Origin of the sequence: Cobetia sp. 1CM21F, assembly GCF_023161745.1 — a bacterium.
In the GTDB taxonomy this organism is placed as follows: Bacteria; Pseudomonadota; Gammaproteobacteria; order Pseudomonadales; family Halomonadaceae; genus Cobetia; species Cobetia amphilecti.
Window position 1 is genome coordinate 179593 of record NZ_JALNTQ010000005.1, and the last position, 25334, is coordinate 204926.

The 25334-nt window shown below is 64.9% G+C and carries 21 protein-coding genes and 1 pseudogene; 14 read left to right on the top strand and 8 right to left on the bottom strand.

Annotated elements, in window-relative coordinates; translation table 11 throughout:
* Positions 1-168: 168 nt before the first annotated feature.
* Together MSG32_RS15520 and nhaB are read right to left on the bottom strand one after the other, a co-directional pair.
* Entirely contained in the window at positions 169-1146 is a 978-nt protein-coding gene (locus MSG32_RS15520) for an MDR family oxidoreductase (protein WP_248380573.1), read from the bottom strand.
* A gap of 197 nt (positions 1147-1343) precedes the next feature.
* Positions 1344-2876, bottom strand: coding sequence for a sodium/proton antiporter NhaB (gene nhaB, locus MSG32_RS15525; RefSeq protein ID WP_043334613.1), 1533 nt, complete (start codon positions 2874-2876; stop codon positions 1344-1346).
* Between the two features lie 284 nt (positions 2877-3160).
* Between nhaB and MSG32_RS15530 the strand changes: the two genes are divergently transcribed.
* From MSG32_RS15530 to MSG32_RS18030, 4 genes are all read left to right on the top strand, one after another.
* A complete protein-coding gene (locus MSG32_RS15530; protein WP_043334615.1) occupies positions 3161-3532 on the top strand; it encodes a diacylglycerol kinase in 372 nt (123 codons plus the stop codon).
* Positions 3533-3634: 102 nt separating this feature from the next.
* On the top strand, positions 3635-6724 hold the full coding sequence (gene glnE / locus MSG32_RS15535; RefSeq protein WP_248380574.1) for a bifunctional [glutamate--ammonia ligase]-adenylyl-L-tyrosine phosphorylase/[glutamate--ammonia-ligase] adenylyltransferase: 3090 nt from the start codon (positions 3635-3637) through the stop codon (positions 6722-6724).
* A 79-nt stretch (positions 6725-6803) separates the two neighbouring features.
* Complete coding sequence (locus MSG32_RS15540) at positions 6804-7571, top strand: hypothetical protein (protein ID WP_054557234.1); 768 nt, start codon at positions 6804-6806, stop codon at positions 7569-7571.
* Between the two features lie 141 nt (positions 7572-7712).
* Positions 7713-8597, top strand: a complete 885-nt coding sequence (locus tag MSG32_RS18030) for an ion transporter (RefSeq protein WP_215823493.1) — start codon at positions 7713-7715, stop codon at positions 8595-8597.
* Between the two features lie 121 nt (positions 8598-8718).
* On the opposite strand, the gene speD is transcribed toward MSG32_RS18030, so the two are convergent.
* From speD to MSG32_RS15565, 4 genes are all read right to left on the bottom strand, one after another.
* The gene (gene speD / locus MSG32_RS15550; protein ID WP_043334620.1) at positions 8719-9513 is read right to left on the bottom strand and encodes an adenosylmethionine decarboxylase; all 795 of its coding nucleotides are present in this window, start codon (positions 9511-9513) and stop codon (positions 8719-8721) included.
* A 313-nt stretch (positions 9514-9826) separates the two neighbouring features.
* Entirely contained in the window at positions 9827-10252 is a 426-nt protein-coding gene (locus tag MSG32_RS15555) for an OsmC family protein (RefSeq protein WP_054557233.1), read from the bottom strand.
* Between the two features lie 178 nt (positions 10253-10430).
* Positions 10431-11291, bottom strand: a complete 861-nt coding sequence (locus tag MSG32_RS15560) for a nucleotidyltransferase family protein (protein WP_248380575.1) — start codon at positions 11289-11291, stop codon at positions 10431-10433.
* On the bottom strand, positions 11291-12541 hold the full coding sequence (locus MSG32_RS15565) for a phosphotransferase (protein ID WP_248380576.1): 1251 nt from the start codon (positions 12539-12541) through the stop codon (positions 11291-11293). The genes MSG32_RS15560 and MSG32_RS15565 overlap by 1 nt, the downstream gene beginning before the upstream one ends.
* Positions 12542-12712: 171 nt before the next feature.
* On the opposite strand from MSG32_RS15565, the gene MSG32_RS15570 reads away from it, so the two are divergent.
* From MSG32_RS15570 to MSG32_RS15605, 8 genes and pseudogenes are all read left to right on the top strand, one after another.
* Positions 12713-15307 (top strand): LPS-assembly protein LptD, encoded by a 2595-nt coding sequence (locus tag MSG32_RS15570; RefSeq protein ID WP_225996626.1) that lies wholly within the window; start codon positions 12713-12715, stop codon positions 15305-15307.
* Between the two features lie 82 nt (positions 15308-15389).
* A complete protein-coding gene (locus MSG32_RS15575; RefSeq protein ID WP_043334629.1) occupies positions 15390-16673 on the top strand; it encodes a peptidylprolyl isomerase in 1284 nt (427 codons plus the stop codon).
* 27 nt (positions 16674-16700) lie between these two features.
* Positions 16701-17717, top strand: coding sequence for a 4-hydroxythreonine-4-phosphate dehydrogenase PdxA (gene pdxA / locus MSG32_RS15580; RefSeq protein ID WP_043334631.1), 1017 nt, complete (start codon positions 16701-16703; stop codon positions 17715-17717).
* A gap of 194 nt (positions 17718-17911) precedes the next feature.
* Positions 17912-18700 (top strand): annotated as a pseudogene (rsmA, locus tag MSG32_RS15585) (16S rRNA (adenine(1518)-N(6)/adenine(1519)-N(6))-dimethyltransferase RsmA); the annotation flags it as partial.
* Between the two features lie 185 nt (positions 18701-18885).
* Complete coding sequence (apaG, locus tag MSG32_RS15590; protein ID WP_248380577.1) at positions 18886-19266, top strand: Co2+/Mg2+ efflux protein ApaG; 381 nt, start codon at positions 18886-18888, stop codon at positions 19264-19266.
* A 71-nt stretch (positions 19267-19337) separates the two neighbouring features.
* Positions 19338-20177 carry a symmetrical bis(5'-nucleosyl)-tetraphosphatase gene (locus MSG32_RS15595; RefSeq protein WP_043334635.1) on the top strand — a complete coding sequence of 280 codons (840 nt, stop codon included), beginning with the start codon at positions 19338-19340 and terminating at the stop codon, positions 20175-20177.
* Between the two features lie 78 nt (positions 20178-20255).
* A complete protein-coding gene (gene glpE, locus MSG32_RS15600; RefSeq protein WP_054557228.1) occupies positions 20256-20582 on the top strand; it encodes a thiosulfate sulfurtransferase GlpE in 327 nt (108 codons plus the stop codon).
* 91 nt (positions 20583-20673) lie between these two features.
* Positions 20674-21918 carry a polynucleotide adenylyltransferase gene (locus tag MSG32_RS15605; RefSeq protein ID WP_248380578.1) on the top strand — a complete coding sequence of 415 codons (1245 nt, stop codon included), beginning with the start codon at positions 20674-20676 and terminating at the stop codon, positions 21916-21918.
* A gap of 196 nt (positions 21919-22114) precedes the next feature.
* Here the strand turns inward: MSG32_RS15605 and MSG32_RS15610 are convergent, their stop codons facing one another.
* Positions 22115-22735 carry a glycerol-3-phosphate acyltransferase gene (locus MSG32_RS15610; protein WP_248380579.1) on the bottom strand — a complete coding sequence of 207 codons (621 nt, stop codon included), beginning with the start codon at positions 22733-22735 and terminating at the stop codon, positions 22115-22117.
* 161 nt (positions 22736-22896) lie between these two features.
* Between MSG32_RS15610 and folB the strand changes: the two genes are divergently transcribed.
* Together folB and folK are read left to right on the top strand one after the other, a co-directional pair.
* On the top strand, positions 22897-23274 hold the full coding sequence (folB, locus tag MSG32_RS15615; protein WP_248380581.1) for a dihydroneopterin aldolase: 378 nt from the start codon (positions 22897-22899) through the stop codon (positions 23272-23274).
* Positions 23271-23810 carry a 2-amino-4-hydroxy-6-hydroxymethyldihydropteridine diphosphokinase gene (gene folK / locus MSG32_RS15620; protein ID WP_054557226.1) on the top strand — a complete coding sequence of 180 codons (540 nt, stop codon included), beginning with the start codon at positions 23271-23273 and terminating at the stop codon, positions 23808-23810. Before folB ends, folK begins: the two co-directional genes overlap by 4 nt.
* A gap of 137 nt (positions 23811-23947) precedes the next feature.
* Here the strand turns inward: folK and tsaD are convergent, their stop codons facing one another.
* On the bottom strand, positions 23948-24988 hold the full coding sequence (tsaD, locus tag MSG32_RS15625) for a tRNA (adenosine(37)-N6)-threonylcarbamoyltransferase complex transferase subunit TsaD (RefSeq protein WP_043334645.1): 1041 nt from the start codon (positions 24986-24988) through the stop codon (positions 23948-23950).
* Between the last annotated feature and the right edge of the window lie 346 nt (positions 24989-25334).

Below are 25334 nucleotides of genomic sequence, written 5' to 3' on the forward strand. Positions count from 1 at the left end.
GGGCACTCGGGACGCTCGACAGGGCGCAACGAGATAACAAGAGCATAGCGTTGTGTGACGGCGTTGGCTAACGCCAAAATCGCTATTGCACCGCAACAATCAAGGACTTGAAGCGTTTTTGGCGCTGCGAGGGCAAATTTTCCGTCGCGGGTCGTGCGTCGAGTGTCTTCAGCGCGTCGGGTCGAGCAGCACACGACCGCTGACGCGTCCGTCGATCATCGCCTCGGCGCGTTCGGCGAGGCCATCCAGGCCGACCGTCTCGAGCTGCATTTGGGTGTGCATCTCGTCCGGCAGGTCGGCCAGACGCTGCCAGACCTTTTGACGGCGTTCGGCATTGATCATGACGCTATCGACGCCCAGCAACGAGACACCGCGCAGGATGAACGGCATCACGCTGGTGGGCAGGTCGGCGCCCGCCGCGAGGCCCACGGCCGCTACCTTGCCATCGTAATTCATCTGCGCCAGCAGATTGGCCAGCACCTGGCCACCGGCGGTATCCACGGCGCCCGCCCAGCGGCTCTTCTCCAGCGGACGGCCCTTGTCCTCGAAATCACTGCGCAGGTGGACTTCGCTCGCGCCCAGTGATTCGAGCCATTCGCGCTGCTCGGCCTTGCCGCTGACCGCGTGAACCTCGAAGCCTTGCCCAGCCAGCATCTGCACGGCCCAGCTGCCGACCCCACCGGTGGCGCCGGTGACGATCACCGGGCCCTGCTCGGGCGTCAGGCCGGCTTCCTCGAGGCGCATCACGCACAGCATGGCGGTCAGGCCGGCGGTGCCGAAGGCCATGGCCTGTTCGGCGCTCAGATTGGCGGGGCGTTTGACCAGCCACTCGGGCTTGACGCGCATGCGCTCGGCCAGGCCGCCCCAATGGCGCTCGCCCACGCCCCAGCCGGTCAGGAGGACCTCGTCGCCCGGCTGATAATCCGGCGAGTCGGAGGCCTCGACGCGTCCCGCGAAATCGATGCCCGGCACGAAGGGCAGCTCGCGAACGATCTTGCCACGGCCAGTGATGGCCAGCGCGTCCTTGTAGTTGAGTCCGGAACGCTCGATGGCCACCGTGACAGGCAGGTCAGGTAGCTGATCATCGGAGAGGTCGACGACTCGAGCGCGAGGTGTCTCTTCGTGCAGCATCAGTGCGCGGGACATGGCTGTCTCCTTGTGGATGGCGTGGGTGTTGGCGGTCTTCCTGCTTGAAGGTGTCACGGCGTCTGATCGAGACGCGTCATCTCACAGTGCCTGCAAGCGACGCTGTGGGGAAGTCTCGCGATATCGACATTGGGATGAGACTGACGCAACCAGGGCCAGCCGGAGGTGCGGCTGGCCCCGGTAACAGGAGGTGCTGACTAGATGAAGCTGCGCACGGTGGCCAGCCCGACCAGCGTCATCAGCACCGTGTAGGGCAGCGCCATCCACACCATGCGCCCGTAGGAAAGCCTGACCAGCGGCGCGATGGCGGAGGTGAGCAGAAACAGGAACGCCGCCTGGCCATTGGGAGTCGCAACGCTGGGCAGGTTGGTGCCGGTGTTCACCGCGACCGCCAGCGCATGGAAGTGCTCGCGGCTGATATTGCCGGCCACGAACTCGTTCTTGACCTGGGTGATGTACACCGTGGCCACGAAGACATTGTCCGAGATGGCCGAGAGCAGCCCGTTGGCCAGAAACAGCGCGCCGGCCTGTTCCTCGATGGGCAGACTCAGTACCCACTGGATGAACGGCTGGAACAGATGCTGCTCGTGGATGACCGCGACGATGGTGAAGAACACCACCAGCAGCGAGGTGAAGGGCAGCGATTCCTGGAAGGCGCGGCCGATCTGGTGCTCATCGGTGATGCCGTTGCCGGCGGTCAGCAGGATGATCACCGCCAGCCCGATCAGCCCGACCTCTGCCATATGCAGTGCCAGCGCCAGTACCAGAAGTACGGCCACCACGGCCTGCACGATCAGCGCGGCGCGTTCCCGCGGCGTGCGCCGTGAATCCTGATGATGATCATAATCCTCGAGAATGCGTCGCACGCTGGCGGGCAGGCGCTGGCCGTAGCCGAACCAGCGGCCACGCTCCAGCAGCACGCACAGGGCGAGGCCGGCGAAGAAGGTCGGCACGGTGACCGGCGCCATGGCGAGGAAGAAGTCGATGAAGTCCCATTCGGCGGCCTTGGCGATCACCAGATTCTGCGGCTCGCCGATCATGGTGCTGACGCCTCCCAGCGCGGTTCCCACCGCGCCATGCATCAACAGCGAGCGCAGAAAGCCGCGGAAATCCTCGAGGTCTTCACTGTGCACGGCCTCGACGCTGACATCGTTGGCATGGTCATGCTGGGTGTCGAAATGCTTGCCCGAGGCCACCTTGTGATAGACGGAGTAGAAGCCCACCGCGATGCCGATGATCACCGCCGTCACCGTCAAGGCATCGAGAAAGGCGGACAGCAGGGCGCTGGAGAGACAGAACATCAGCGACAGCCAGGTCTTGGAGCGCACGCCGAGGATGATCTTGGTGAAGGCATACAGCAGCAGCGGCTTCATGAAGTAGATGCCGGCCACCATGAACATCAGCAGCAGGATCACCGGCAGGTTGCGCTCCATCTCCTGCATGATGGCCTCCGGCGAGGCCATGCCGATGACGACGGCCTCCAGCGCCAGCAGACCGCCCGGCTGGAGGGGATAGCACTTGAGTGCCATCGCCAGCGTGAAGATGAATTCCCCCAGCAGCAGCCAGCCGACGATCACGCCACCTTGCGGACCGCTGAACCACAGCAGCAGCGGATTGGTGATCAGAAACAGGCACATCAGCTGCTTGTACCAGCGTGGCGACTGGCCGAGGAAGTTGCGCGCCAGTCCGCGGCTGAGCGTCTGGCGTGTGTCGTGTGATAGCGAAGGCATGGGCAGTTCCCGGCGTTGATTTGTTGTTGGAGGACGGGATCGGCAATGCCGCTTCAGCGCGTGCTTTGCTATCATCGCCGCCGTCATCGAGCGCCTGGCGGTATTAGAGCACGCCCGTCGATGAGGTCTCGGGTAGCCTTTGGTCGTGAAAATCGCGCAGGCAGCGCTGCGCTGTCGCTGGCCGGTGTGCTGCGAGCTCTCCCGAGGCGTGTTGCTGGCAGACGTCGTCCGATTGAAAGATCGGCCTTTGCAGCCTCCGTGCTGCTTCTGTACGAGACCCGAAGATGAAATCACGGCATACCGGCTTGACCCACCTCAAGCATTCCGCGCGTTACTCGCTCAAGGGCCTCAAGGCCGCCTGGAGCAACGAAGAGGCCTTCCGCCAGGAGATCGTGCTGTGCGCCTTGCTGCTGCCGTTTGCCTGGTGGATCGGCGACTCGCATGTCGAGTGGCTGCTGCTGGTCGGCTCCACGCTGATCGTGCTGATGGTCGAACTGCTCAACTCGGCGGTGGAATCCGCGATTGACCGCATCGGCCCGGAATTCCATGAACTGTCCGGGCGCGCCAAGGACATGGGCTCGGCGGCGGTGATGATCAGCCTGATCTTCGCTGGCCTGACCTGGGGCACCTTGCTCTACGACAAGCTGTTCGGCTGAGCGACTTCGCTCCGGTCTCATCGATGGAAGGGTCGGCGGGCAGGGCCGTGTCATGTGCCTGCGGCCTCCGTTATGCTGAGGGCTGGATCGAAGGAGACGACCATGCCCCAGCCATCCCCCGCGCAGTCCCGCCCACTGTTGCCCGCTGATTACCTTGCGCCGTCATCGCTGCTGGCCGAGCAGTCGGCTGACAGCCGTGCCACGCTCGAGAGCGCCTTGTGCGCCGCCCAGGAGCGCCTCGAAGAGAGCCTGACTCAGGCTGAGAATCTCAGCGAGATGCGTGGCGATGACAGCTCTCCGCTGGCGACCTTTCTGGCCCTCGATGAGCGTCAGCGCAGCCAGCTTGGGCGTCTGATCACGCTGTCCGACTTCGCGCTGGAGACGCTGTGCCGTCGCCCTGAATTGCTGTCCGAGCTGCTCGAGAGCGGCGAGCTGGAGCGCGCCTTGCCGGTCGCCCAGCTCACTGAGCGCCTCGCCACCGGCCTCGCCAGTGCCGATGATGAGAAGGCGATGCAGCAGGTGCTGCGGCGTTTCCGCCAGCTGCGCATGCTGGGCATCGTGTGGCGCGACCTCAACGGCGCCGACATGTGGCAGACCGCAGCGGCGGTCTCGCACCTCGCCGAAGTCACCCTCGAGGGCGCGCTTGGCTGGTTGGAAGCCTCGCTTGAGCCGCGTTATGGCCGCCCCGCGCCGGACCGCTTCGGTGAGCCGCAGCGGCTGGTGGTGCTCGGCATGGGCAAGCTGGGCGCCGGCGAGCTTAACCTCTCCTCCGATATCGATCTGATCTTCGCCTTCCCCGACAAGGGCGAGACATCGGGCGGTCGCAAGTCATTGGATCATCAGGAATATTTCACGCGCCTCGGCCAGAAGCTGATTGCCGCGCTGGACGCGATGACCGCCGATGGCTTCGTGTTCCGTGTCGACATGCGGCTGCGTCCGCTGGGGGACGGCGGGCCACTGGTCGGCAGTTTCTCGATGCTGGCCAGCTACTATCAGGATCAGGGTCGCGAATGGGAGCGTTACGCGATGCTCAAGGCGCGCCCGGTGGCGGGCAGCGTCGCTGCCGGCGAGCGCCTGATCGCGCACCTGCGGCCCTTCGTCTATCGCAAGTATCTGGATTTCGGCGCCATCGAGTCGCTGCGCGAGATGAAGGCGATGATCAATCGCGAGGTCAAGCGGCGCGGGCTGTCCGACAACATCAAGCTCGGCTCCGGCGGCATTCGCGAGGTGGAGTTCGTCGCCCAGGCCTTCCAGCTGATTCGGGGCGGACGTGAGTCGGAATTGCAGGTCACCTCGCTCAAGCAGGCCTTTGCGCGCCTGCCAGCCCTGGGCTTGCTGCCGCAGGCGGTCGTGGATGAGCTGGTGCCGGACTACGTCTTCCTGCGCGATCTCGAACACGCCCTGCAGGCGCAGGCCGACCGCCAGACCCAGACACTGCCGCTGGACCCGCTGGGCCGCGAGCGTCTCGCGCTGGCCATGAAACTGCCCGACTGGGAGGCGCTCACCGCGCGTCTGGAAGAGGTGCGCACACGCATCCGCCATCATTTCGACAACGTGATCGCCGCGCCGGAAGACGACGAGGCCGAGCAGGGTGAAGGCCAGCAGGCGCTGGATGAGTGGCGAGCACTGTGGCGTGGCGAGCTGACGGCCGAGGAGGGCGAGGCACTGCTCGCCGAGAGCGGCTTCGAGAGTGCGGCCGAGAGCTTCCGGCGTCTCGACAGCTTGCGGCGGTCACGTGCGGTGCAGGGCATGCAGCGCATCGGCTTTGATCGTCTCGATGCGCTGATGCCGCCATTGCTGCAGGCGCTGGGCTCGGCGGCGGGCGACCCCGAGAAGCCCGGCGAGCACGATGCCAGCCGAGTGCTGGAGCGCGTCTTGCCGCTGATCGAGGCGGTATTGCGGCGGACGGCCTATCTGGCGCTGCTGCGCGAGAACCCGGATGCGCTGGCGCAGTTGATGCGCCTGTGTGCGGCCAGCCCGTGGATCGCCGAGCAGCTGGCGCGCTATCCGGTGCTGCTCGATGAATTGCTGCACCCGCATAACCTGTACTCACCCGCCGACAAGACGCGCCTTGCCGATGAGCTGCGCACTGCGCTGTCGCGCATTCCCGAAGATGATGAAGAGGCGCTGCTCGAGGCCTTGCGGGTGTTCCGCCACGCCCAGGTGTTGCACGTGGCGGCCTCCGATATCGCCGGTGCCCGCCCGCTGATGAAGGTCAGTGACTATCTGACCTTCATCGCCGAGGTGGTGCTGGAACAGGTGCTGGCGATGGCGTGGAAGACCCTGACCCGCAAGCATGGCTTCCCCATCGGGCGCGATGGCCAGCCGATCACCGGCGACAGCCTGAGTGGCAGCTTCGTGATCGTCGGCTACGGCAAGCTGGGTGGCATCGAGCTGGGCTATGGCTCGGATCTGGATCTCGTCTTCCTGCATGATGCGGCCAGCAAGGGCCAGACGGATGGCCCGCGGCCGCTGGACAATCCACTGTTCTTCACGCGACTGGGGCAGCGCATCATCCACCTGCTGACGGCGGTGACGCCGGCCGGTGCGCTCTACGAGGTCGACATGCGCCTGCGTCCGTCGGGCAATTCGGGGCTGCTGGTCTCGAGTCTGGCGGCCTTCCGGGACTATCAGCTCACGCAAGCCTGGACCTGGGAGCATCAGGCGCTGGTACGCGCGCGGGCCGTGGCGGGAGACCCGGCGCTGGCGCTGGCCTTCGAGGAGGTACGCCGTGAGGTGCTCGGTCAGCAGCGGGACGAGAAGACGCTGCGCCAGGAGGTGATCGCCATGCGCCACAAGATGCGTGATCACCTGGGCAGCAGCGCCAAGGACCGCGAGGCCGGCCAGTTCCACCTCAAGCAGGATGCCGGCGGCATCGTCGACATCGAGTTTCTCGCCCAGTACTGCGTGCTGGCGCTGAGTCATCAGGTGCCTGCTCTGCTCGAGTGGAGCGACAACATGCGACTGCTGGAAACCCTCGAGTCCTGCGGACGGCTGCCGGGCGAGCAGGCCGGTGAGCTGCGCGAGGCCTATCTGGCCTATCGCGATGTCAGCCATCGCCTGGCACTGGAGAAGCACGGCAGCCTGATGCGGCTGGAGCAGCACCCGGTGATTGCCGCCCATCGTGAGCGGGTCATCACCCTCTGGCAGGCACTGCTGGGCGAGGATCAGGTCAGCCGCGAGGGAGTTTAACGCCAAATCAATGCTCGCAATCCCCTGTCGCTGTCCCCAAGAAAGGGTGCACCAGACAACGTTGACAGGGGAGGTCAGCATGATGGAGTGGATTGCGAATCACTCGAAAACCATCTCGGCGATAGCCAGTATCGGCTCGTTCTTCATCTGGCTGGTCTATGCGCAGCTGCTGTATCACAACTTCCGTCGCCAGCGTCGCCCGCGCGTGCTGATCAATCGCGGCAAGTCCAAGGGTATCGACAGTCTGTGCATCGTCAGCAACATGAGTGCCGAATCGATCTTCATCGAGCACATCATTGCCAGGCTGGATACCAGTCATGGCAGCCTGCTGATGGATGTCACCGAGTTCGAACGCAGCTATCAGGAAGGTGACGAGCAGGGTAACAATCAGCAGGACGGCGACAGCGAGCAGTCCGCGCAGGAGGCTTCCAGCAGCAGTGAATGGCGTATCTCCGATACCACGCGTCAGGGGCCGCTGGGCTCGGGCGACTTTCTGCATATCGGGACTTTCTCTGAAGTCATCGAGCGCATGGCGCGCCGCAATGGCATCTCGCTCGATGGTCACTGGCCCAGCAATGAGCAACTGGAATTCCAGCGCCTGACGCTGAGCATCATCGGCATCTATGGCAGTGAGGACCACCCGATCGGCGTCGAGCGTGCCTTCCGCCTGCACGATGCTAATGGAGAATGTGCGCTGGTACCGGAGCGCTGGGATTCCAATCGCCTGTCATCACGCAGGCAGCGTCACAAGTTGCGCAAGCTTTTGAATCGCATCAGTGGGGAGGACATCAGCGAGCAGTCCACCTTCCAGCCCCCGAGTGACGAGGAGTCGCGCAACAAGGCTTGATGAGCGCGGGCGCCTGAGCCCAGGGATGCATGAACCATCGGACAGATGAGTGCCCGGGCGCTCGCCAGCGGTGGCTGCACACTGTCAGGGCGACGAGGATGGGGTAGGCTTTCCAGAGCCCCATTCACGGAGAGTCTTCGGATGCAGGAACGCGTCACGCCCTTTCAGCTGTTCATCCTGGTGCTGTCGATCTATGTGATCGGCGCCATGGTGGTGGACCTTGTCTTTGTGCTGTCACCCCAGGTCCAGCGGCTGCTGGAATACATGGACTATGTGGTCTGTCTGTTCTTCTTCATCGATTTCTGCAAGCGCTTCGCCAGTGCCAAGAGCAAGCGTGAGTACATGAAGTGGGGCTGGATCGACCTGCTGGCCTGTATCCCGGCGGGACTCTTCCAGGGCGCGAGGCTGTTTCGCGTGGTGCAGGTGCTGCGGGTGCTGCGCGCCATCAAGTCGATGGAAATGATCTGGAAGCTGCTGTTCCGCAACCGGGCCGAGGGGGTCTTCGCCTCGGCGGCCACCGCCACGGTGCTGCTGGTGGTGTTCGGCGCCCTGACCATGCTGATGGTGGAGACACCCAATCCCGACAGCCCCATCAATACCGCCGAGGAGGCGCTGTGGTGGGCGGTGGTGACGGTGACCACCGTCGGTTATGGCGACTATTATCCCATCACGACGCTCGGTCGAGTGGTGGCGGTGCTGTTGATGGTTGGGGGCGTGGGACTGTTCGGGAGTTTCGCCGCCTATATCAGCTCGATCTTCATCGAGGATGACAGCGAGCAGGAGGCCCGGGCGGCGCGTGCCCAGCGCGACATGACGCGGGCGCTCTATCATCAGATCAGCGAGCTGACGACGGAAGTGCGCGAGCTGCGTGAGCGGCTGGATCAGGTAGCGCAGGAGCGGGGCGAGTCGCTGGCTGAGCGCGAACGCCACCGCGAGGCGCTGCATCGCCAGGTGAATGAGGAGATGGAACAGCGCCTGGGGGATGCCGCTCCGCCAGACAGGGAGGACCCCGCCGGCGATCGTTGAGCTGGCAGGCAACAAAAAGCCCCTGACACCGTGAGGTGTCAGGGGCTTTTTTCGAACTGTCATCAGGCCTCAGGCAAGCAGACACATGCGCTGCGACTGCCGTGCATGACGCAGGCGATGATCAGTCGAAGTTGCGCGAGTAGAAGATCTCGAGCATTTCACGACGCAGACGGCCTTCGATGTTGGTGGCTTCCTCGAAGGTCAGCTCGCGACGCGAGGTGCCGAAGAGGTAGTTGTCCAGTTCGAAGTCCTTGAGCAGCATCTTGGTGTGGAACATGTTCTCTTGATACACGTTCACATCGACCATCTGGTAGGCACGCTTGGTGTCTTCCGCCAGGTAATCCTGGATGGAGGTGATGTCGTGATCGATGAACAGCTTCTTGCCATCCACGTCGCGCGTGAAGCCACGCACGCGGTAGTCCATGGTCACGATATCGGAATCGAAGCTGTGGATCAGATAGTTCAGCGCCTTCAGCGGGCTGATCATGCCACAGGTCGAGACATCGATATCGAGACGGAAGGTGCTGATGCCGTTGTCCGGGTGGGACTCGGGGTAGGTGTGCACCGTGACGTGAGACTTGTCCAGATGGCCGACGACCGTTTCCGGCAGCGGGCCCGGGCCCGGCGCGGTCTGGGACACGTCCTGCTCTTCCAGCTCGTGCTCGGCGATCAGGATGGTCACGCTGGCGCCGTGCGGCTCATAGTCCTGGCGTGCGATGTTCAGCACGTGGGCACCGATGATGTTGGTGACATCCTTGAGGATCTGGGTAAGACGCTCGGCATTGTAGAGCTCATCGATATAATCGATATACGCCGTGCGCTGCTCTTCGGTCTGCGCGTAGCAGATGTCGTAGATATTGAAGCTCAACGAACTGGTGAGGTTGTTGAACCCGTGAAGGCGGAGTTGATCGCTCACGTCCAGGCCTCCTTGAAATGGGAGGGTGGTATGACATCCGATGCGCCATTGCAATGGGGCAGAGGCAGGCATCGGGCCGAAGAGGACATCTCGAAAGGCCCGTCCCGAGCGCTGGCAGCATGACTCACAGGGAGCATTGCGTACCATCTTTGCCACGAGACGACCGGTGAGACGACCGGTTTGAGGGGCGTATTATGCACAGGCAGGCCTGACACGCCAGCGACAATTCCCGCCGATCCTGGCGAGACGTCGTCAGTGGTGCGCTCCCTCCCGCCGTCGGCGGGGCCTTGAGCGGCGGGAGGGCGAGGCGTGGTCAGGCCGCGATGTCGATGACTTCGTAGGAGTGAGTGATCTCGACACCCCCGGCGCTCAGCATCAGGGAGGCGCTGCAGTACTTCTCGGCGGACAGCTCGACGGCACGCTTGACCTGGGATTCCTTGAGATTGCGACCGGTGACCACGAACTTGACGTGAATCTTCGTGAACACGCTCGGCACGCTATCGGCGCGCTCGGCGCTCAGTTCGGCGTGACAGTCGGTGACCTGCTGGCGGGCCTTTTCCAGAATCTGGATGACATCGAAGCTGGTGCAGCCGCCCAGACCCATCAACAGCATTTCCATCGGACGCGGACCGGTGTTGCGACCGCCGTTGTCCGGATTGCCGTCCATGACCACGCTGTGGCCGCTGCCGGATTCGGCGAGGAACTGGCGACCATCGGTCCATTTGATGCTGGCGTTCATTGCCATGTCGGAACTTCTCCTTCTGATAAGTCGTTGATGCGCCACCGGCCCGGAGCTAGTGGCTATAAAGGCCAGGGGCTACAGGAATAAGGGCGCGGTGAGCACGATGGCGCACAGGGTAGCATTGTCATCGGCGTGCCCGGAGGAACGTCCAGCGCTGAGCTTATATCGCGCTGGCTCAGGCCCTGGCGTGGCTCAGCAGCTCATCCAGCTCGGCCAGACGCTGTGGGGTGCCGACATCGATCCAGGCGCCGCGATGATGCAGGCCGCGCACCTCGCCATGCTGCATGGCGTCACGTAGCAGCGGCGCCAGCTTGAAGACGCTGTCGGGGTCCTGGTAGGCAGGCGTCTCGGCAATGGCGCGGCGGATCAGGCGTGGTGACAGCCACGACACGCCGGAGAAGGTCAGCCGGCTGCCGGCCTGCTCGTCTTTCTCTTCCTTCTCGTCCTTCTCGTCCTGTTCGTCGCTCTCGGCGCCGGCTTCATCCTTCACTATCCCCGTCGGGGTGAGCAGGAAGTCTCCCTCGGGATGATGTGGCGGGTTATCCACCAGCACCAGCCCCGCCAGCGCCTGCGGCTGGTCGGCGAGCGGGGCCAGTGAATGGCTCGCCAGCGCCTGGATAGTCAGCAGCGTGAGGTCGACGTCACACCAGACATCGCCATTGATCAGCAGGAAGGGTGTGTCATCGCCTGCGTCCTGCGTCAGCGCATCGGAGAGTGACAGGGCGCGAGCGATGCCGCCGCCGGTTTCCAGCGGCGTCTCCTCGCGCGAGAAGATCAGCGTCAGGGAGCGCTTGCGGCCCTGCCAGCAAGCCTCGAGCTGGCCCTTGGCATTCGGCTTCGCGGCGAAGTGGCTCAGAATCCTGTCGGCCAGGTGGCCGACATTGATGACGACCTTGTCCACATCGATCGCTTCCAGACGCAGCAGATGGTGCTCCAGCAACGGCAGCCCGGCGACTTCCAGCAACGGCTTGGGGGTGTGGTCGGTCAGCGGGCGCATGCGCGTGCCGAAACCGGCCGCCAGAATCATCGCGCGCATCAGTGGCTCCCTGACTCGTTGTCGGCATTTGCTGCGCTTTCCTTGCTTTCCCCACTTGCCGCAGCGCTCTTCGCGATGTCAGCGGCGGCTGCATTGCGCTGCAGGCGGGCTGCGCGATCGGCGAGTGCCGCCAGCTCATCGTAATCATCGAGGTTGATCTCGGGGCGCTCGCCATTGGCGAGACGCAGATCGCGCGCCTCGCATTCCTCGGCCAGCCGCAGCGACAGCGCCGGCGTCAGCACCTCATCCAGCCAGTGGGTGAAGGAGATCAGTTCCGGACAGAAGGCCAGACCTTCGCGCAGATGACCGAGGAAGCGCGGCATCAGCGTCAGGTAACGGGGCTTGGCGTCCCGCAGCGTCAGGCGCGCGAAGATGCCGAGAATCTTGAGATTGCGCTGCACGCCCATGCGCTCGACGCTCTGGCGGTATTCCAGCGGGCTCGGTGCCGGCAGGCCGGCCGCGGCGTAGCGTGGCAAGGCGGCCAGACGCGCCTGCTCGATCCAGCGCGCCATGGCGGGTTCCGGCCAGCGCCAGTGACGGTCGCGCAGCAGCGAGATCAGGTCGTAGTTCTCGGGGCCGCTGACGGCGTCCTGAAAATCGATGATCCACAGCCGGGGCTGGTGCTGGGATGCCGACTGATGCAGGAACAGGTTCTGGGCATGGAAGTCGCGATGCACGCTCACCACCGGTTGCGCGCTGGCGGCCGCGAGCAATTGCCCCGTCAGCTTGTTCCAGGCGGCGTAGCGGCGGTCATGCGGCATGTCGAGCAGCTGGCCGAGACACCACTCCGGAAACAGCTCCAGTTCGGCGGACAGGCGGGCGTCGTCATAGGCAGGCAGGTTGCCGGGCGGCAGCTGATGCAGCTGCTCGAGCAGCCCGATGGCTTCGCCATAGTAGTGGTCGGCATGCTCGGTGCTGGTCAGGGCGGTCATCAGCGGGGTGTCGCCGAGGTCTTCCAGCTCCAGAAAGCCGAGTGTCTCGTCGAAGGCGAAGACCTCGGGCAGCGGCAGGCCGGCGTCGCGCCATTGGCGGGCAATGGCGACGAAGCCATGGCTGTCTTCCTTCTCGGGCGGGGCGTCCATCAGGATGCGCGCCGGCGTGGTCGGGTCGAGTTCCTCGAGATGCAGGCGGAAATAGCGGCGGAAGCTGGCGTCGTCAGCCACGGCGCTCATGCGCACGGCCTCTGGCGTGAGGTCGTGGCGGGCGGCGGCCCAGGCGTGCAGCGCCTGGCGGCGGGCGTCGGATGTCATGGGGCTTGGGCTCCTGTCGGCGTGTGCGGGGCCGGCTGTCAGTTGACGCCTGTGCCGCGGCCCCGCATGCTGTCGTGTGGTGACGAGAAGGCAGGCGGAACCGGCAAGCAGGAAGGCCGGTTGCTGGGCCTGTATAATACCGATTCCCCCAGCCAAGGACACAGAGCAGCCATGGCCCAGCGCAGCCATTCATCCCATCCGGGCAAGCCGACGACCGCTCCCGGGCGACGTCAGCGTCGCTTCGCGACTCCCTCTCTGTCTGCTCATTCCCGGCAGGCACCGATAGCCCGATTGGGCGATGACCGCCCGGTCTGGCAGCTCAAGCCACTGGTTTTCCGTCTGTTGTGGACCCTGGCGCCTCTGGCCGCCGGCGCCCCTCTGATGGCACAGGCCGCTCCGCCCGAGCCTCTGTCAGCCAGTCAGCTCGACTGGCAGCCCTATGATGAGGTGCCGCAGGGCAAGCTGTGCTCCGGGCGCTATGTCACGCCGGCCTACCGTATCGAGGCGGGCGACACGCCGGAGCAGGTCACGACCTCGGCCGACAAGGCCAACTACGGCAACGATGGCGTCGCCACCCTGATGGGGGAGGTGGTGCTGCGCCGCGGCGATTCCCAGCTGGAATCGCCCGAGGTCAGCGTCAACGAGGCGCGTGACACCGCCACCGCCAAGGGGCCTGTCACCTATCGCCAGCCCGGGGTCCTGCTGCGCGGCGACGACGCGCGGGTCTCGCTCAACAGCGATGCGGCCAGCGTCGACAACGGCCACTACGTCTTTCACGAGCAGCATGTGCGCGGCGACGCGGTGCAGCTGGCGCGTCTCGAGGATGGTCGCTACCGCCTGAAGGATGCCAGCTTCACCTCCTGTGAGCCGGGCAACAGCCTGTGGCGCCTGGTCGGCAGCGACATCACCATCGATCAGGATTCCGGCTGGGGAACGGCCAAGCATGCGCGCATGGAAATGGGCGGCGTGCCGGTCTTCTACTGGCCCTACGTGCGTTTCCCGGTCGATGACCGTCGCCACACGGGCCTGCTGTGGCCGCAGTTCAGCTACACCAGCTCCAGCGGCTTCGATTACGCCCAGCCGATCTACCTGAACCTGGCCCCCAATTACGATGCCACCCTCACGCCGCGTTACATCTCCGAGCGTGGCGAGATGCTGGAAGGCGAATTCCGCTATCTATTGCCGCGTGGCGATGAAGGCAGCATCGAGGGCGCCTGGCTCGCCGATGACGATGGCGGCAGTGACCCCGACGATGACGAGGAAGACCTGATCGGCGAGGATCGCTGGTACATCAACTACCAGCATGCTGGTCGCTATGATGCCCGTACCGACTACCAGTTGAAGTACGGCGCCGCCTCCGATGGCAATTATTTCGACGACTTCGGGCGCAACTTCGGGGAAACGGAAACCGATAGCCTCGAGCGTCTGGCTCAGCTCGATTATCACGGCGATGTCTGGGACCTGCAGTTCAAGGCGCAGGGCTACCAGCGCATGGACTACCCGCTGGATAACGATGACAAGCCGTTCTACCGTCTGCCGAGTCTGACCGCGGATGGTCGCTGGAGTCAGTCCAACGGCTTCTACGAAGAGTGGAATTCCAACGCGACCTACTTCTGGCGTGATGTCGATGAGACGGATACCGACATCGACGAAGACCAGGCCGCCAATGGTTCGCGCCTGCGTCTGGCGCCGGCGCTGGGCTGGCGCAGCGATCAGAGCTGGAGCTTCATCGAGCCGCGCGCGCAGCTGGTCAGCCTGTCATACAGCCTGGACTACGGTGATCGCGAGACCGATCGCAGCACCAGTCCATCCGCCACCATCCCGGTGCTGTCACTGGACAGCGGCCTGATCTTCGATCGCGAGACCGAATGGTTCGGCGACGGCTATACCCAGACGCTGGAACCGCGCCTCTATTACGCCTACGTGCCGGAGGTCGACCAGTCCGATCTGCCCGACTTCGACACCTCGGAAGATGCCTTCAGCTGGAATCAGCTGTGGTCGCCGTACCGCTTCAGCGGCGGTGACCGCGTCGGTGATACCAACAAGGTCTCCTACGGCGTGTCGTCACGCTTCATCAGCGATGAAAGCGGCCGTGAGCGCCTCAAGCTGGGCGTCGGCCAGTCGAGCTACCTGTCGGACCGCAACATCGACATGGACGGTGATCCGGACAAGACCTCACGCTCCGACTTCGACAGCTACTCCGACTACTATCGTGCGACGCGTGACCGCTCGCCGGTGGTCTTCCAGGCCGATGTGGTGCTCAACGACCAGTGGACCGCCTCCCAGGCCGTATTCCAGGATTTCGATCGTGGCGTGACCGAAAGTGCCCAGACCTCGCTGCGTTATCGTGCGGAACAGGGCACGGTACTGAACTTTGGCTTCAATCGTGAGATCGAAGGCTTCGTGCCTTACGACGATGAGGACGAGGATGACGTGCTGGGCTATACCCGCAACGAGTGGGATTTCTCCTTCGCGACGCCGATGAGCGAGAGCTGGTCGCTGCTGGGCCGCTACATGTATGACAGCACCAATTCCCGTTCACTGGAGAAGGTGTTGGGCGTGCAGTACAACGATTGCTGCTACGGCGTGCAGGTCACCTGGCGTGAATGGCAGGATGACAACGACACCGCCAACACCATCTCGGATGACGAAGAGAAGAATGGCATCTTCCTGACCTTTGAATTCAAGGGCTTGGGAGGCGTTGGCCAGAGTGCTGACAGCTACCTGGAACAGGCCGTACCGGGCTATCGCAACGCGGGCTTCTGAGTCGCCGCGCCAGGCCGTGAATGACGCCAGGGCGCCGCCGCAGGGCGGCGCCATCAACATTTTTACGCCGAGAGAACATGTGATGCGCAAGACCCTGATTGCCCCGCTGGGGCTGGCATTTGTGCTGGCGAGTCTGCCGGCCGGTGCCGCCGAGTTGCTCGACCGCGTGGTTGCCGTGGTCAACAAGGACGCCATCATGCAAAGCGACATGGAGCAGCGCGTCACCCAGGCGAGTCAGCAGTTGCAGAGCCGTGGCATCAACCTGCCGCCGCGCGACGTGCTGGAGCGTCAGGTTCTTGATCGTATGGTCAACGAGCAGATTCAGCTGCAGCTGGCGGAACAGGCCAACCTCAGCATCGACGATACCCAGCTCAACGCCACCCTGCGCGGCATCGCCAAGGACAACGGCATGAGCCTGGAAGCCTTCGCGGACAAGCTCGAGCAGGACGGCATGTCACTGGCCCAGGTGCGCGATCAGGTGCGTCGTGAGCTGCTGGTGCAGCAGATCCAGCAGCGCAGCGTCGCCAGCCGGGTGCGGATCTCCGATCGTGAGATAGACCGCTATCTCAATCAGCAGAATGTCGGCAGCGACGTCCAGTACCATCTGGCGCACCTGCTGGTGGCGCTGCCCCAGGAGCCGACGCCGGACCAGGTCAAGGCCGCGCGCGCCAAGGCCGACAGCCTGCGCCAGCAGATCGAGCAGGGCACCGATTTCGCCCAGCTGGCTGCCGCCGAATCCGCCGGCAGTCAGGCACTGAGCGGCGGCGATCTCGGCTGGCGTTCCGGCGGTGAGCTGCCGACGGTGTTCGCCGATGTCATCCCGAACATGCAGGCCGGTCAGGTCTCCGAGCCGCTGCGCAGTGCCAGCGGCTATCACCTCGTCAAGCTGATCGAGAAGCGTGGCGCGGGCAAGGCGTTGATTTCCCAGACGCGCGCACGCCACATCCTGATTCAGCCCAACCCGAACCTCAGCGATCAGCAGGCGCTTGAGCGTGCCGAGTCCATTCGCCGCCGTCTGCTGGGAGGCGAGGACTTCGCCGCGCTGGCTCAGGAATTCAGCGACGACAAGGGCAGCTCTCTCAAGGGCGGCGAGCTGGGTTGGGTCAGCCCGGGCCAGACGGTCTCCTCCTTCGAGACGGCCATGAATGGCCTGGACGTGGGCGAGATCAGCCAGCCGGTCAAGAGCCGCTTCGGCTATCACATCATCGAAGTCGAGGAGCGTCGCCAGCAGGATGTGACCAACTCCAGCCAGCGTGACAAGGTGCGCAAGACCCTGTTCCAGCGCAAGCTCAATGATGAGCTCGAAGCCTGGCAGCAGCAGGTGCGTGCCGAGGCCTATGTCGACAACCGTCTCGATGAGCAGTAAGTCCGAGTGGAGCAGCGAGACACCGTCATGAATCGTCGCGAAGAGACTGCGCCCGACATCATCGCCCTGACCGCCGGTGAGCCGGCGGGTATCGGCCCGGAACTTCTGGTCATGCTGGCCGGTCAGGCGGAAGCGTTCCCCGCACAGCTGGTCGCCGTGGCAGACCCCGCCTTGCTGGTCAGTCGTGCCCGCCTGCTGGGTCTGCCGCTGGTGGTGCATGAGCTGGCGCCGGGTGACCCGCTGCCGCCGGCCCGCAATGGTGAGCTGGCCGTGTGGCCGGTGCCTCTGGCAGTGCCCAGCGAGCCGGGCGTGATCGATGCGCGCAATGGCGATCATGTGCTGGCGATGCTGGATGTCGCCATCGCCGCCTGCCAGGCGGGTCATGCCAGTGCGATGGTGACGGCGCCGTTGTCCAAGGCCGCCGTGATCGAGGCCGGGCATGCGGGCTTCACCGGCCACACCGAATACCTGCGCGATGTCTGCGGGGTCGAGGAAGTGGTCATGATGCTGGCGTGCCCCGGGCTGCGGGTGGCGCTGGCCACCACGCACCTGCCGCTGCGCGAGGTGGCCGATGCCATCACGCCCGAGGGCCTGACGCGGGTGATGAAGATCCTCGCGAAGGATCTGACGCGCTACTTCGGCTGTGCCGCACCGCGCATCGCGGTATGCGGGCTCAACCCGCATGCCGGCGAGGGCGGGCACCTGGGGCATGAGGAGATCGAGGTGATCTCCCCGACGCTCGACGCCCTGCGCGCGACCGGCATGCAGCTGGATGGCCCGCTGCCGGCCGATACCCTGTTCACGCCGCGGCATCTGGAGGGCGTGGATGCGGTACTGGCGATGTACCACGACCAGGGCCTGCCGGTGCTCAAGTATGCCGGCTTCGGTGAAGCCGCCAACATCACGCTGGGCCTGCCGATCGTGCGTACCTCCGTGGATCACGGCACGGCGCTGGACCTTGCCGGCAGCGGACGTGCCGACGTCGGCAGCCTGTTGCAGGCCGTGCGTGTCGCCATCGAGATGGCAGCCGCCGCGCGAGCCTGAGATAATCCCCGCATCACTCGGGCGTGACCGCATGGCGGCACGTCAGGCGTGCGCCACAGCGTGGCGTCTCGCTACCCCAGTCATTCGACCATCGAGGATGGTCTCGCCGCCCCGGTCTGCCTGTGTCCCTGCAGGCCATGGCGGCGTCTTGTTGTCGGGAATCCCGACGGATTCCCAGGAGGAAGGTCAGTCCCATGTCCCAACATTTCCCCGCGCATCGCGCTCGCAAGCGTTTCGGTCAGAACTTTCTGCAGGACCTTGGCGTCATCTCTCGCATCGTGAATGCCATTCGTCCCGCGGAAGGCGAGCGCCTGGTCGAGATCGGCCCGGGGCAGGGTGCCTTGACCGGCCCGCTGCTGGAAGCGGCAGGCAAGCTGGAAGTCATCGAGCTGGACCGTGACCTCATCCCGGGTCTGCGCGTGCAGTTCTTCAACTACCCGGACTTCGTGATCCACGAAGGCGATGCCCTGCGCTTCGATTTCCCGGAGCTGGTCGGTGACGGCCCGGCACTGCGCGTGGTCGGCAACCTGCCGTACAACATCTCCACTCCGCTGATCTTCCACCTGCTGGAAGCACGCGGTGCGATCTCCGACATGCACTTCATGCTGCAGAAGGAAGTCGTCGAGCGTCTGGCCGCCGAGCCGGGTGGCACCGACTGGGGCCGCCTGTCGGTGATGACCCAGTATTACTGCGCGGTGGAAAATCTGTTCCTGGTGCCGCCGAGCGCCTTCTTCCCGGCGCCGAAGGTGGATTCCGCCATCGTGCGTCTGGTGCCGCACCGTGAATTGCCGCATCCGGCCAAGGACGAGAAGCTGCTCGCCGTCATCGTGCGCGAAGCCTTCTCCCAGCGCCGCAAGACGCTGCGCAACAACTTCAAGGGCCGCATCGATGCCGACCAGCTGACCGCGCTGGGCATCGACCCCTCGCGTCGTCCGCAGACACTGACCGTCGCTGAGCTGGTGATGATCAGCAACCACCTCAGTGAGCAGGGCATGACGGTGGACAAGGCCGACAAGGCACCGAAGAAGCGTCCACGCAGCAATGTCGGTCACGGTGCGCCGGCAGCCGACAGTGCCAGTGGTAGTGATGGGAATAGTGACAGTGGCGAGCGCCTCGATGCCGAGAGCGATGCCAGGGGCGATGCCCGCAACGCCAGCGACCACGACGCATGAGTAACGTGGCGGACATCCGTATCGACGCCGTACCCGAGTACTGCGCCGACGAGAGTCGTCCGAGCGAGAACCGACACGTGTTCCGCTACACCATCACCGTGCACAACGGGACGGATGAAACCGTGCAGCTGCTGGCGCGTTACTGGAAGATCACCCAGGGCAGCGGCGATGAGCAGGAAGTGCGTGGCAAGGGCGTGGTCGGCAAGCAGCCGCTGATCGCGCCCGGCGAGAGCTTTCGCTATACCTCGCGCGCCGTGCTCGACATGCCGGTCGGCGTGATGCAGGGGGCCTATACCTTCTGTGACGCGACCCATGCGCGCACCTTCGAGGTCGCCATCGCACCGTTCCGTCTCGCCGGTCCGCATCAGGTTCACTAGGGTGGCCGCGTGACGCAGCGTTTCGTATTCAAGACAGCAAGTCAGGCCGCCACGGCGGTCAGGGAGTGGGCATGACGCAGTGGGCGATTGGCGATTTGCAGGGCTGCCATCAAGAGTTCGAACTTCTGTTGCAGCGCCTCGATTTCACGCCGGGGCGCGATGTGCTGTGGCTGGCGGGAGACCTGGTCAATCGCGGGCCGGGCTCGCTGGAGTGCCTGCGTCTGGTCAAGTCGCTGGGCGATGATGCGCGGGTGGTGCTGGGCAACCATGACCTCCACCTGCTGGCGGTGGCCGAAGGTTTCAGCCGCCACAAGCGCTCCGATACGCTGACGCCGATTCTCGAGGCGCCGGACCGTGAGGAGCTGCTGGACTGGCTGCGTCGTCAGCCGCTGATGGTGGATGCGCTGGTCGGCAATCGCCGCACGGTGATGAGCCATGCCGGCGTGTTGCCGAGCTGGACGCTGGACCAGGCGGCCGGTTATGCCCGCGAAGCGCACGCCGTGCTGGCGGGCGACGACTATCGAGGCTTTCTCGGCGAGATGTACGGCAATACGCCGGACCGCTGGCAGGAGGATCTTGAAGGCACGCCGCGCCTGCGCTGCATCGTCAATGTCTTCACGCGCATGCGCTTTCTGCACAGTGATGGCCGACTGGATTTCGCGGCCAAGGAAGGACTGGACAGCGCGCCGGAGGGGTGTCGTCCCTGGTTCCAGTACCCGCGTCCCGAAGGGGCCTGGGATGATTCGCCGCGCCTGCTGTTCGGTCACTGGGCTGCTCTGGAAGGCGAGACACCGGCGGCGCGTCAGGATGTCGAGGCGCTGGACACCGGCTGCGTGTGGGGCGGTGGCCTGACGGCGCTCAATCTCGAGACGGAAGAGCGCGTCTTCGAGCCGGCGCTGACCTCGCGCTGAGCGCCCTCCCGTCGCCAGTGACAGCAGGTCTGCCGTCGCTGGCGAATGCCTTTCCCTTACTCAACAAGCGGAGTCCGCATGAGTTTCGAACATCTTGATCTCGCAACCCTCAGTGACTGGCGTCAACGCGACCCGTCGCTCGTGGTACTCGATATCCGCGATCCGCTCAGCTTCACGCAGGGGCGTATCCCGGGCAGCCGTCATCTGGACAACGCCAGTGCTGGTGCCATTCTGGAAGACACCCCGCGCGACAAGCCGTTGGTGGTGGTCTGCTATCACGGCCATTCCAGTCAGCAGGCCGCCGCCTGGCTGGCGGGGCAGGGCTTCGAGAAGGTCTATTCCCTCGATGGTGGCTTTACCCAGTACCAATTGACGCATGGCGATGACGTCGAGAGCGGTAGCTGACGCCGTCTGCACGTGACTGCCATCACTGGCCGTACTTCCTCGTTTTCCTCATTCAGCTTTGTATCTCGTGCCGCAGGGCAAGGACATTCGCATGACTCAGACGACGCCTTCTTCACTGACCGATTCGCGTGACCGCCTGTTGAGCGGGCTTGAGGTCTATCGCGTGGGCGGCGCGGTGCGTGATGCGCGCCTGGGTTGGCCGTGGCACGAGTGCGACTTCGTGGTGGTGGGCGCGACGGTGGAAGGCATGCAGGCGCGTGGCTTCCGGCCGGTCGGGCGGGACTTCCCGGTTTTCCTGCATCCGCAGACCCAGGAGGAGTACGCGCTGGCGCGTACCGAGCGCAAGTCCGGCCACGGGTATGTCGGCTTCAGCGTGCATGCCAGCCCCGATGTGACGCTGGAAGAGGACCTCATTCGTCGCGACCTGACCATCAATGCCATGGCCGAGCCGCTCGACAGCACGCCGGGGCAGGGCGAGGTGATCGACCCTTACGGTGGCCTGGCGGATCTCGAGGCGCGCGTGTTGCGTCATGTCTCGAGCGCCTTCAGTGAAGACCCGCTGCGCGTATTGCGCGTGGCACGCTTTCTGGCGCGCTATCAGGGGCTCGGCTTCACGGTCGCGGAGGAGACACGGCAGATGATGGTTGCCATGGTCGAGAGCGGCGAGGTCTCGCATCTGGTGGCCGAGCGGGTCTGGAAGGAGACCGAGAAGGCGCTGGGCGAGGCCAGTCCCGAAGCCTACTTCCAGCTGCTCGATGAGCTGGGGGCGCTGGCGGTGCTGATGCCGCCGCTGACCCGCGATGCCGAGCAGCTCACAGCGGCACTGGCGCGTCTGGACCGCCTGCCGCGTCAGCTGGTCGATGAGGCGGAGATGGTCTGCTGGCGCATGGCGCGCCTGGTGGAGCACCTGTCACGCGACGAGATCGATGCCCTGGCGCAGGACTTGCGCCTGCCCAGCGCCGTGCGTGACGCCGCCCAGCAGGCACGTCTGTGCCGGGAATTGAACGAGGCCTCGCGGCGGGAAGGTGGCGTGAGCGCAGCCGATCTCAAGGCCTGGCTGGATGGTGTCGATGCCTGGCGGCGTGGCGAGCGCCAGTCGGTGCTGGTAGCCCTGCTGGCGGTCGAGGACAAGGGCCTGGCGCGGCTGGGCAATGCCGTCTGGCAAGCCGCGACGGCGGTGTCGCCGCAGTCTCTGGTCGAACAGGGCCTGAAAGGGGCGGAGATCGGGCGTGCGCTCAGTGAGCAGCGCCAGCAGGCCATCGAGCAGGCGCTGAGCGAATGGCAGGCCATGCCGGAAGTGCACGCGCCTCATTGCGGCTGCGGCCACAGTCACTGATCACCTGTCCGCTGCTGAGCACCTGATCTGTGCACCTGACCTGAGCAAATGATCCGAGTATATGACCCCAAAAGCCCCGGCCTAGCGCCGGGGCTTTTGCGTCGTGGCATCAGGAAGGGTTTTGTGAGGCGGAGCGTGCTGTTTATGGGCAGAGCGTGTTTCCATGAGCGGAGCGCAGCGTGTGAGCAAAACATGCTTACAGGCGCGGCTCGCTGCCATCGCTCAGGCGGCGCAGATTCAGCGCATGACGAATCACGATCAGGCTGGCGAAGACCAGAATCACGCCGCTCATCTGCGGCGCCAGCCACAGGCTGAACAGGGGCGCCGCCAGTCCGGCCACCAGCGAGGCGATGGCCGCCGTACGCAGTCGCCAGGCCAACCCGACCCACAGCGCGGCGCAGCTCAAGGCGACGCCCGGCGCCAGCATCAGCAGCACGCCAAAGGCAGCGGCCACGGCCTTGCCACCGCGATGGCCACGGTGCCACAGCGGCAGGCTGTGGCCGATCAGCACGGCCAGCCCGATCAATCCCAGTGCCCAGGGCGGCAGCGAGAGCGCCAGCCCCAGCCAGAGTGCCGGCATGCCCTTGGCGGCATCGAAGACCAGCACCAGGGCGGCGGGCAGCGCGCCATGCAATCGCAGCACATTGGAGAAGCCCGGATTGAAGGACCCCGCCAGGCGTGGGTCGGGCAGCCCCAGTCGCTGACAGATCCACACCGCGCCCAGCACCGAACCGCTGGCATAGGCCACGGCCATCAGCAGGCTCAACTGTTTCCAGCTGGCCAGTTGCGCGGCCCACTCGATCAGGCCCGTCAGCATGATGTCGACTCGCTGCGTGCCCGAGGTGTCGCACACAGGCAGGGAGAGAGGGGCAGGCAGCTTGGCCAAGCAGGGGCCGGGTGCAGTAGAATCAGTCGCATGATGGCGGGGCCTTGGGCGTCGTTTTTATTCGTTCATTCGACAAGCATAGAGGTAACGCCGTGGATCGTGTGCTGATCGAGGCTCTGGCCGTGGAAACCGTGATTGGGGTCTATGACTGGGAGCGTACCATTCGCCAGCGTCTGGTGATGGATCTGGAAATGGCCACGGATATTCGTGCCGCAGCTGCCGACGATGACCTGACGCACACCCTGGACTACGCCGCCATCAGCGCGCGCATCCAGACCTTCGCCGAAGAGAGCCAGTTCGAGCTGGTGGAAACCTTCGCCGAGCGCCTGGCAGCGCTGCTGCGTGAAGAGTTCGGCATTCCCTGGCTGACCATGACGGTGCGCAAGCCGGGCGCCGTGCCGGAAGCCGCCGCCGTTGGCGTGCGCATCGTGCGCGGTAGCCTCGAGACCACCTCGGATGCGCCGGCATGAGTCTGGTACTGATCTCCATCGGTAGCAATATCGAGCGCGAGCATCATGTGCGGGTCTGCCTGGATGCGCTGGAGGCGACCTTCGGCAACCTGACGCTGTCCTCCGTCTACGAGAGCGAGCCGGTGGGCTTCGTCGACGGGCGCAACTTCCTCAACCTGGTCGCAGGTTTCGAGAGTGACTGGAGCGTCGGCGAGTTGCAGGCCTGGTGCAAGCAGCTCGAGCTGGCCAACGGTCGCCTCAAGAACAGCGCCAAGTTCAGTCCGCGTACCCTGGATCTGGACCTGCTGACCGTCGGTACCCTGACCGGGGAGATCGATGGCGTGATGCTGCCGCGCGATGAGGTCGATCGCAATGCCTTCGTGCTGCTGCCGCTGGCCGAATCGTTCGGCGAAGAGCGCCACCCCGTCACTGGCGAGGATTACGCCTCGCTGTGGAAGGCGTTCGTGGCCGCCGGGCGCGCCGAACAGCAGCCGCTATGGCCGGTGGACTTCAGCTGGCGTTGCCGCATGATCTCTCGCGCCGATGCCACGGTCTGACACTGCTCTTGATGCCCCGGCCTGACGCTATCAGGCGCCATATTGCTGGTGTCAGTGTCCGGCGGTGAGTGTGACCGGCCCCTCAATGACAACGCCCTGCCGATTCTCATCGGCAGGGCGCTGGCGTCTGGCAGGGCTCAGTCCTGCGCTGTGCTCGGGGCCGCGAGGCTGTCCAGCGGCCAGCGCGGCACGGCCTTCATCGGGCCGGTGTCCTGCTCGCCAGCATTCAGGCGCTGCGCGCCCACGTAGGCGATCATCGCGCCGTTGTCGGTGCAGAAGCGGCCACGCGGGTAGTAGGCGCGGGCATTGCGCTTGGTCAGCTCATGGCTCAGGCGCTCACGCAGACGGGTGTTGGCACTCACGCCACCGGCGACGACCAGGCGCTTGAGGCCGGTCTGGTCCAGTGCGCGACGACACTTGATGACCAGGGTGTCGACCACGGCTTCCTCGAAGGCGCGTGCGATATCGGCGCAGTGCTGCTCATCCAGGTCATCCGCGGCCTTGGCCTTCTTGAGCGTGACCATGGTGTGGGTCTTGAGGCCGGAGAAGCTGAAGTCGAGGCCCGGGCGGTCTGTCATCGGGCGCGGGAAGCGATAGCGCCTGGGGTCGCCCTGTTCGGCCAGCTTCGCGACCTGCGGGCCACCGGGGTAGGGCAGTTCCAGCATCTTGGCGGCCTTGTCGAAGGCTTCGCCGGCGGCGTCATCCACGGACTCGCCGAGCAGCTCGTATTCGCCCAGTCCACGCACCGCGACCAGCTGGGTGTGTCCGCCGGAGACCAGCAGCGCCACGAAGGGGAATTCCGGTGCATCGTCTTCCAGCATCGGCGCCAGCAGGTGGCCTTCCATGTGGTGGACGCCGAGCACCGGCACTCCCCATGCCTTGGCGAGGCCATGTGCGGTGGACGCGCCGACCATCAGCGCGCCGACCAGGCCCGGGCCTGCGGTATAGGTGATGGCATCGATGTCAGCGGCCTTCAGCTGCGCTTCGTCCATCACCTGCTGGATCAGCGGCAGCAGCTTGCGAGTGTGATCACGCGACGCCAGTTCCGGCACCACGCCGCCGAACTCGGCGTGCATGGCGATCTGGCTGTAGAGGGCATCTGCAAGCAGGCCCTGGTCCGTGTCGTAGATGGCGACGCCGGTCTCGTCGCAGGAAGTCTCGATGCCGAGCACACGCATGGCTGACTCTCAGGAAATATCAGAAGTAGAGGGCGGCACGGCCAGCGAGGCTGCCTGAGCGAGCCCGAGAGGCGTGTGTGCCGTGAATGCGCGACATTCTACTGGCTGTGAGCACGGGTGTCGCGCCAGCTGGCGTTGAGGCAGAGAGGATTTCCGGTTTCCGCGTTTGCAAAGCCGGGGGCGGGTGTCTAGAATATGGCACTCTGCAAGACTGGGTCGTGCATCCGACCACCCCGCAAAAGCTCCCCGAATCATGATTCCAGCCAGCGACGGCTACCCTCACCGGTGGTGTCGCAGGCGACTGATTGATGCTGGATCGACCTGCAGGTGGCGGTTACCGTCGCTG

What these genes read in the sequence shown, in the direction of transcription:
- apaG (WP_248380577.1), top strand. Translation starts at nt 18,886, where the DNA reads ATGAGTAACGTGGCGGACATCCGTATCGACGCCGTACCCGAGTACTGC.
- tsaD (WP_043334645.1), bottom strand. Translation starts at nt 24,988, where the DNA reads ATGCGTGTGCTCGGCATCGAGACTTCCTGCGACGAGACCGGCGTCGCC.
- MSG32_RS15605 (WP_248380578.1), top strand. Translation starts at nt 20,674, where the DNA reads ATGACTCAGACGACGCCTTCTTCACTGACCGATTCGCGTGACCGCCTG.
- MSG32_RS15565 (WP_248380576.1), bottom strand. Translation starts at nt 12,541, where the DNA reads ATGACATCCGACGCCCGCCGCCAGGCGCTGCACGCCTGGGCCGCCGCC.
- MSG32_RS18030 (WP_215823493.1), top strand. Translation starts at nt 7,713, where the DNA reads ATGCAGGAACGCGTCACGCCCTTTCAGCTGTTCATCCTGGTGCTGTCG.
- glpE (WP_054557228.1), top strand. Translation starts at nt 20,256, where the DNA reads ATGAGTTTCGAACATCTTGATCTCGCAACCCTCAGTGACTGGCGTCAA.
- MSG32_RS15530 (WP_043334615.1), top strand. Translation starts at nt 3,161, where the DNA reads ATGAAATCACGGCATACCGGCTTGACCCACCTCAAGCATTCCGCGCGT.
- folK (WP_054557226.1), top strand. Translation starts at nt 23,271, where the DNA reads ATGAGTCTGGTACTGATCTCCATCGGTAGCAATATCGAGCGCGAGCAT.
- MSG32_RS15555 (WP_054557233.1), bottom strand. Translation starts at nt 10,252, where the DNA reads ATGAACGCCAGCATCAAATGGACCGATGGTCGCCAGTTCCTCGCCGAA.
- MSG32_RS15540 (WP_054557234.1), top strand. Translation starts at nt 6,804, where the DNA reads ATGATGGAGTGGATTGCGAATCACTCGAAAACCATCTCGGCGATAGCC.
- MSG32_RS15595 (WP_043334635.1), top strand. Translation starts at nt 19,338, where the DNA reads ATGACGCAGTGGGCGATTGGCGATTTGCAGGGCTGCCATCAAGAGTTC.
- MSG32_RS15570 (WP_225996626.1), top strand. Translation starts at nt 12,713, where the DNA reads ATGGCCCAGCGCAGCCATTCATCCCATCCGGGCAAGCCGACGACCGCT.
- glnE (WP_248380574.1), top strand. Translation starts at nt 3,635, where the DNA reads ATGCCCCAGCCATCCCCCGCGCAGTCCCGCCCACTGTTGCCCGCTGAT.
- MSG32_RS15560 (WP_248380575.1), bottom strand. Translation starts at nt 11,291, where the DNA reads ATGCGCGCGATGATTCTGGCGGCCGGTTTCGGCACGCGCATGCGCCCG.
- pdxA (WP_043334631.1), top strand. Translation starts at nt 16,701, where the DNA reads ATGAATCGTCGCGAAGAGACTGCGCCCGACATCATCGCCCTGACCGCC.
- nhaB (WP_043334613.1), bottom strand. Translation starts at nt 2,876, where the DNA reads ATGCCTTCGCTATCACACGACACACGCCAGACGCTCAGCCGCGGACTG.
- MSG32_RS15610 (WP_248380579.1), bottom strand. Translation starts at nt 22,735, where the DNA reads ATGCTGACGGGCCTGATCGAGTGGGCCGCGCAACTGGCCAGCTGGAAA.
- MSG32_RS15520 (WP_248380573.1), bottom strand. Translation starts at nt 1,146, where the DNA reads ATGTCCCGCGCACTGATGCTGCACGAAGAGACACCTCGCGCTCGAGTC.
- MSG32_RS15575 (WP_043334629.1), top strand. Translation starts at nt 15,390, where the DNA reads ATGCGCAAGACCCTGATTGCCCCGCTGGGGCTGGCATTTGTGCTGGCG.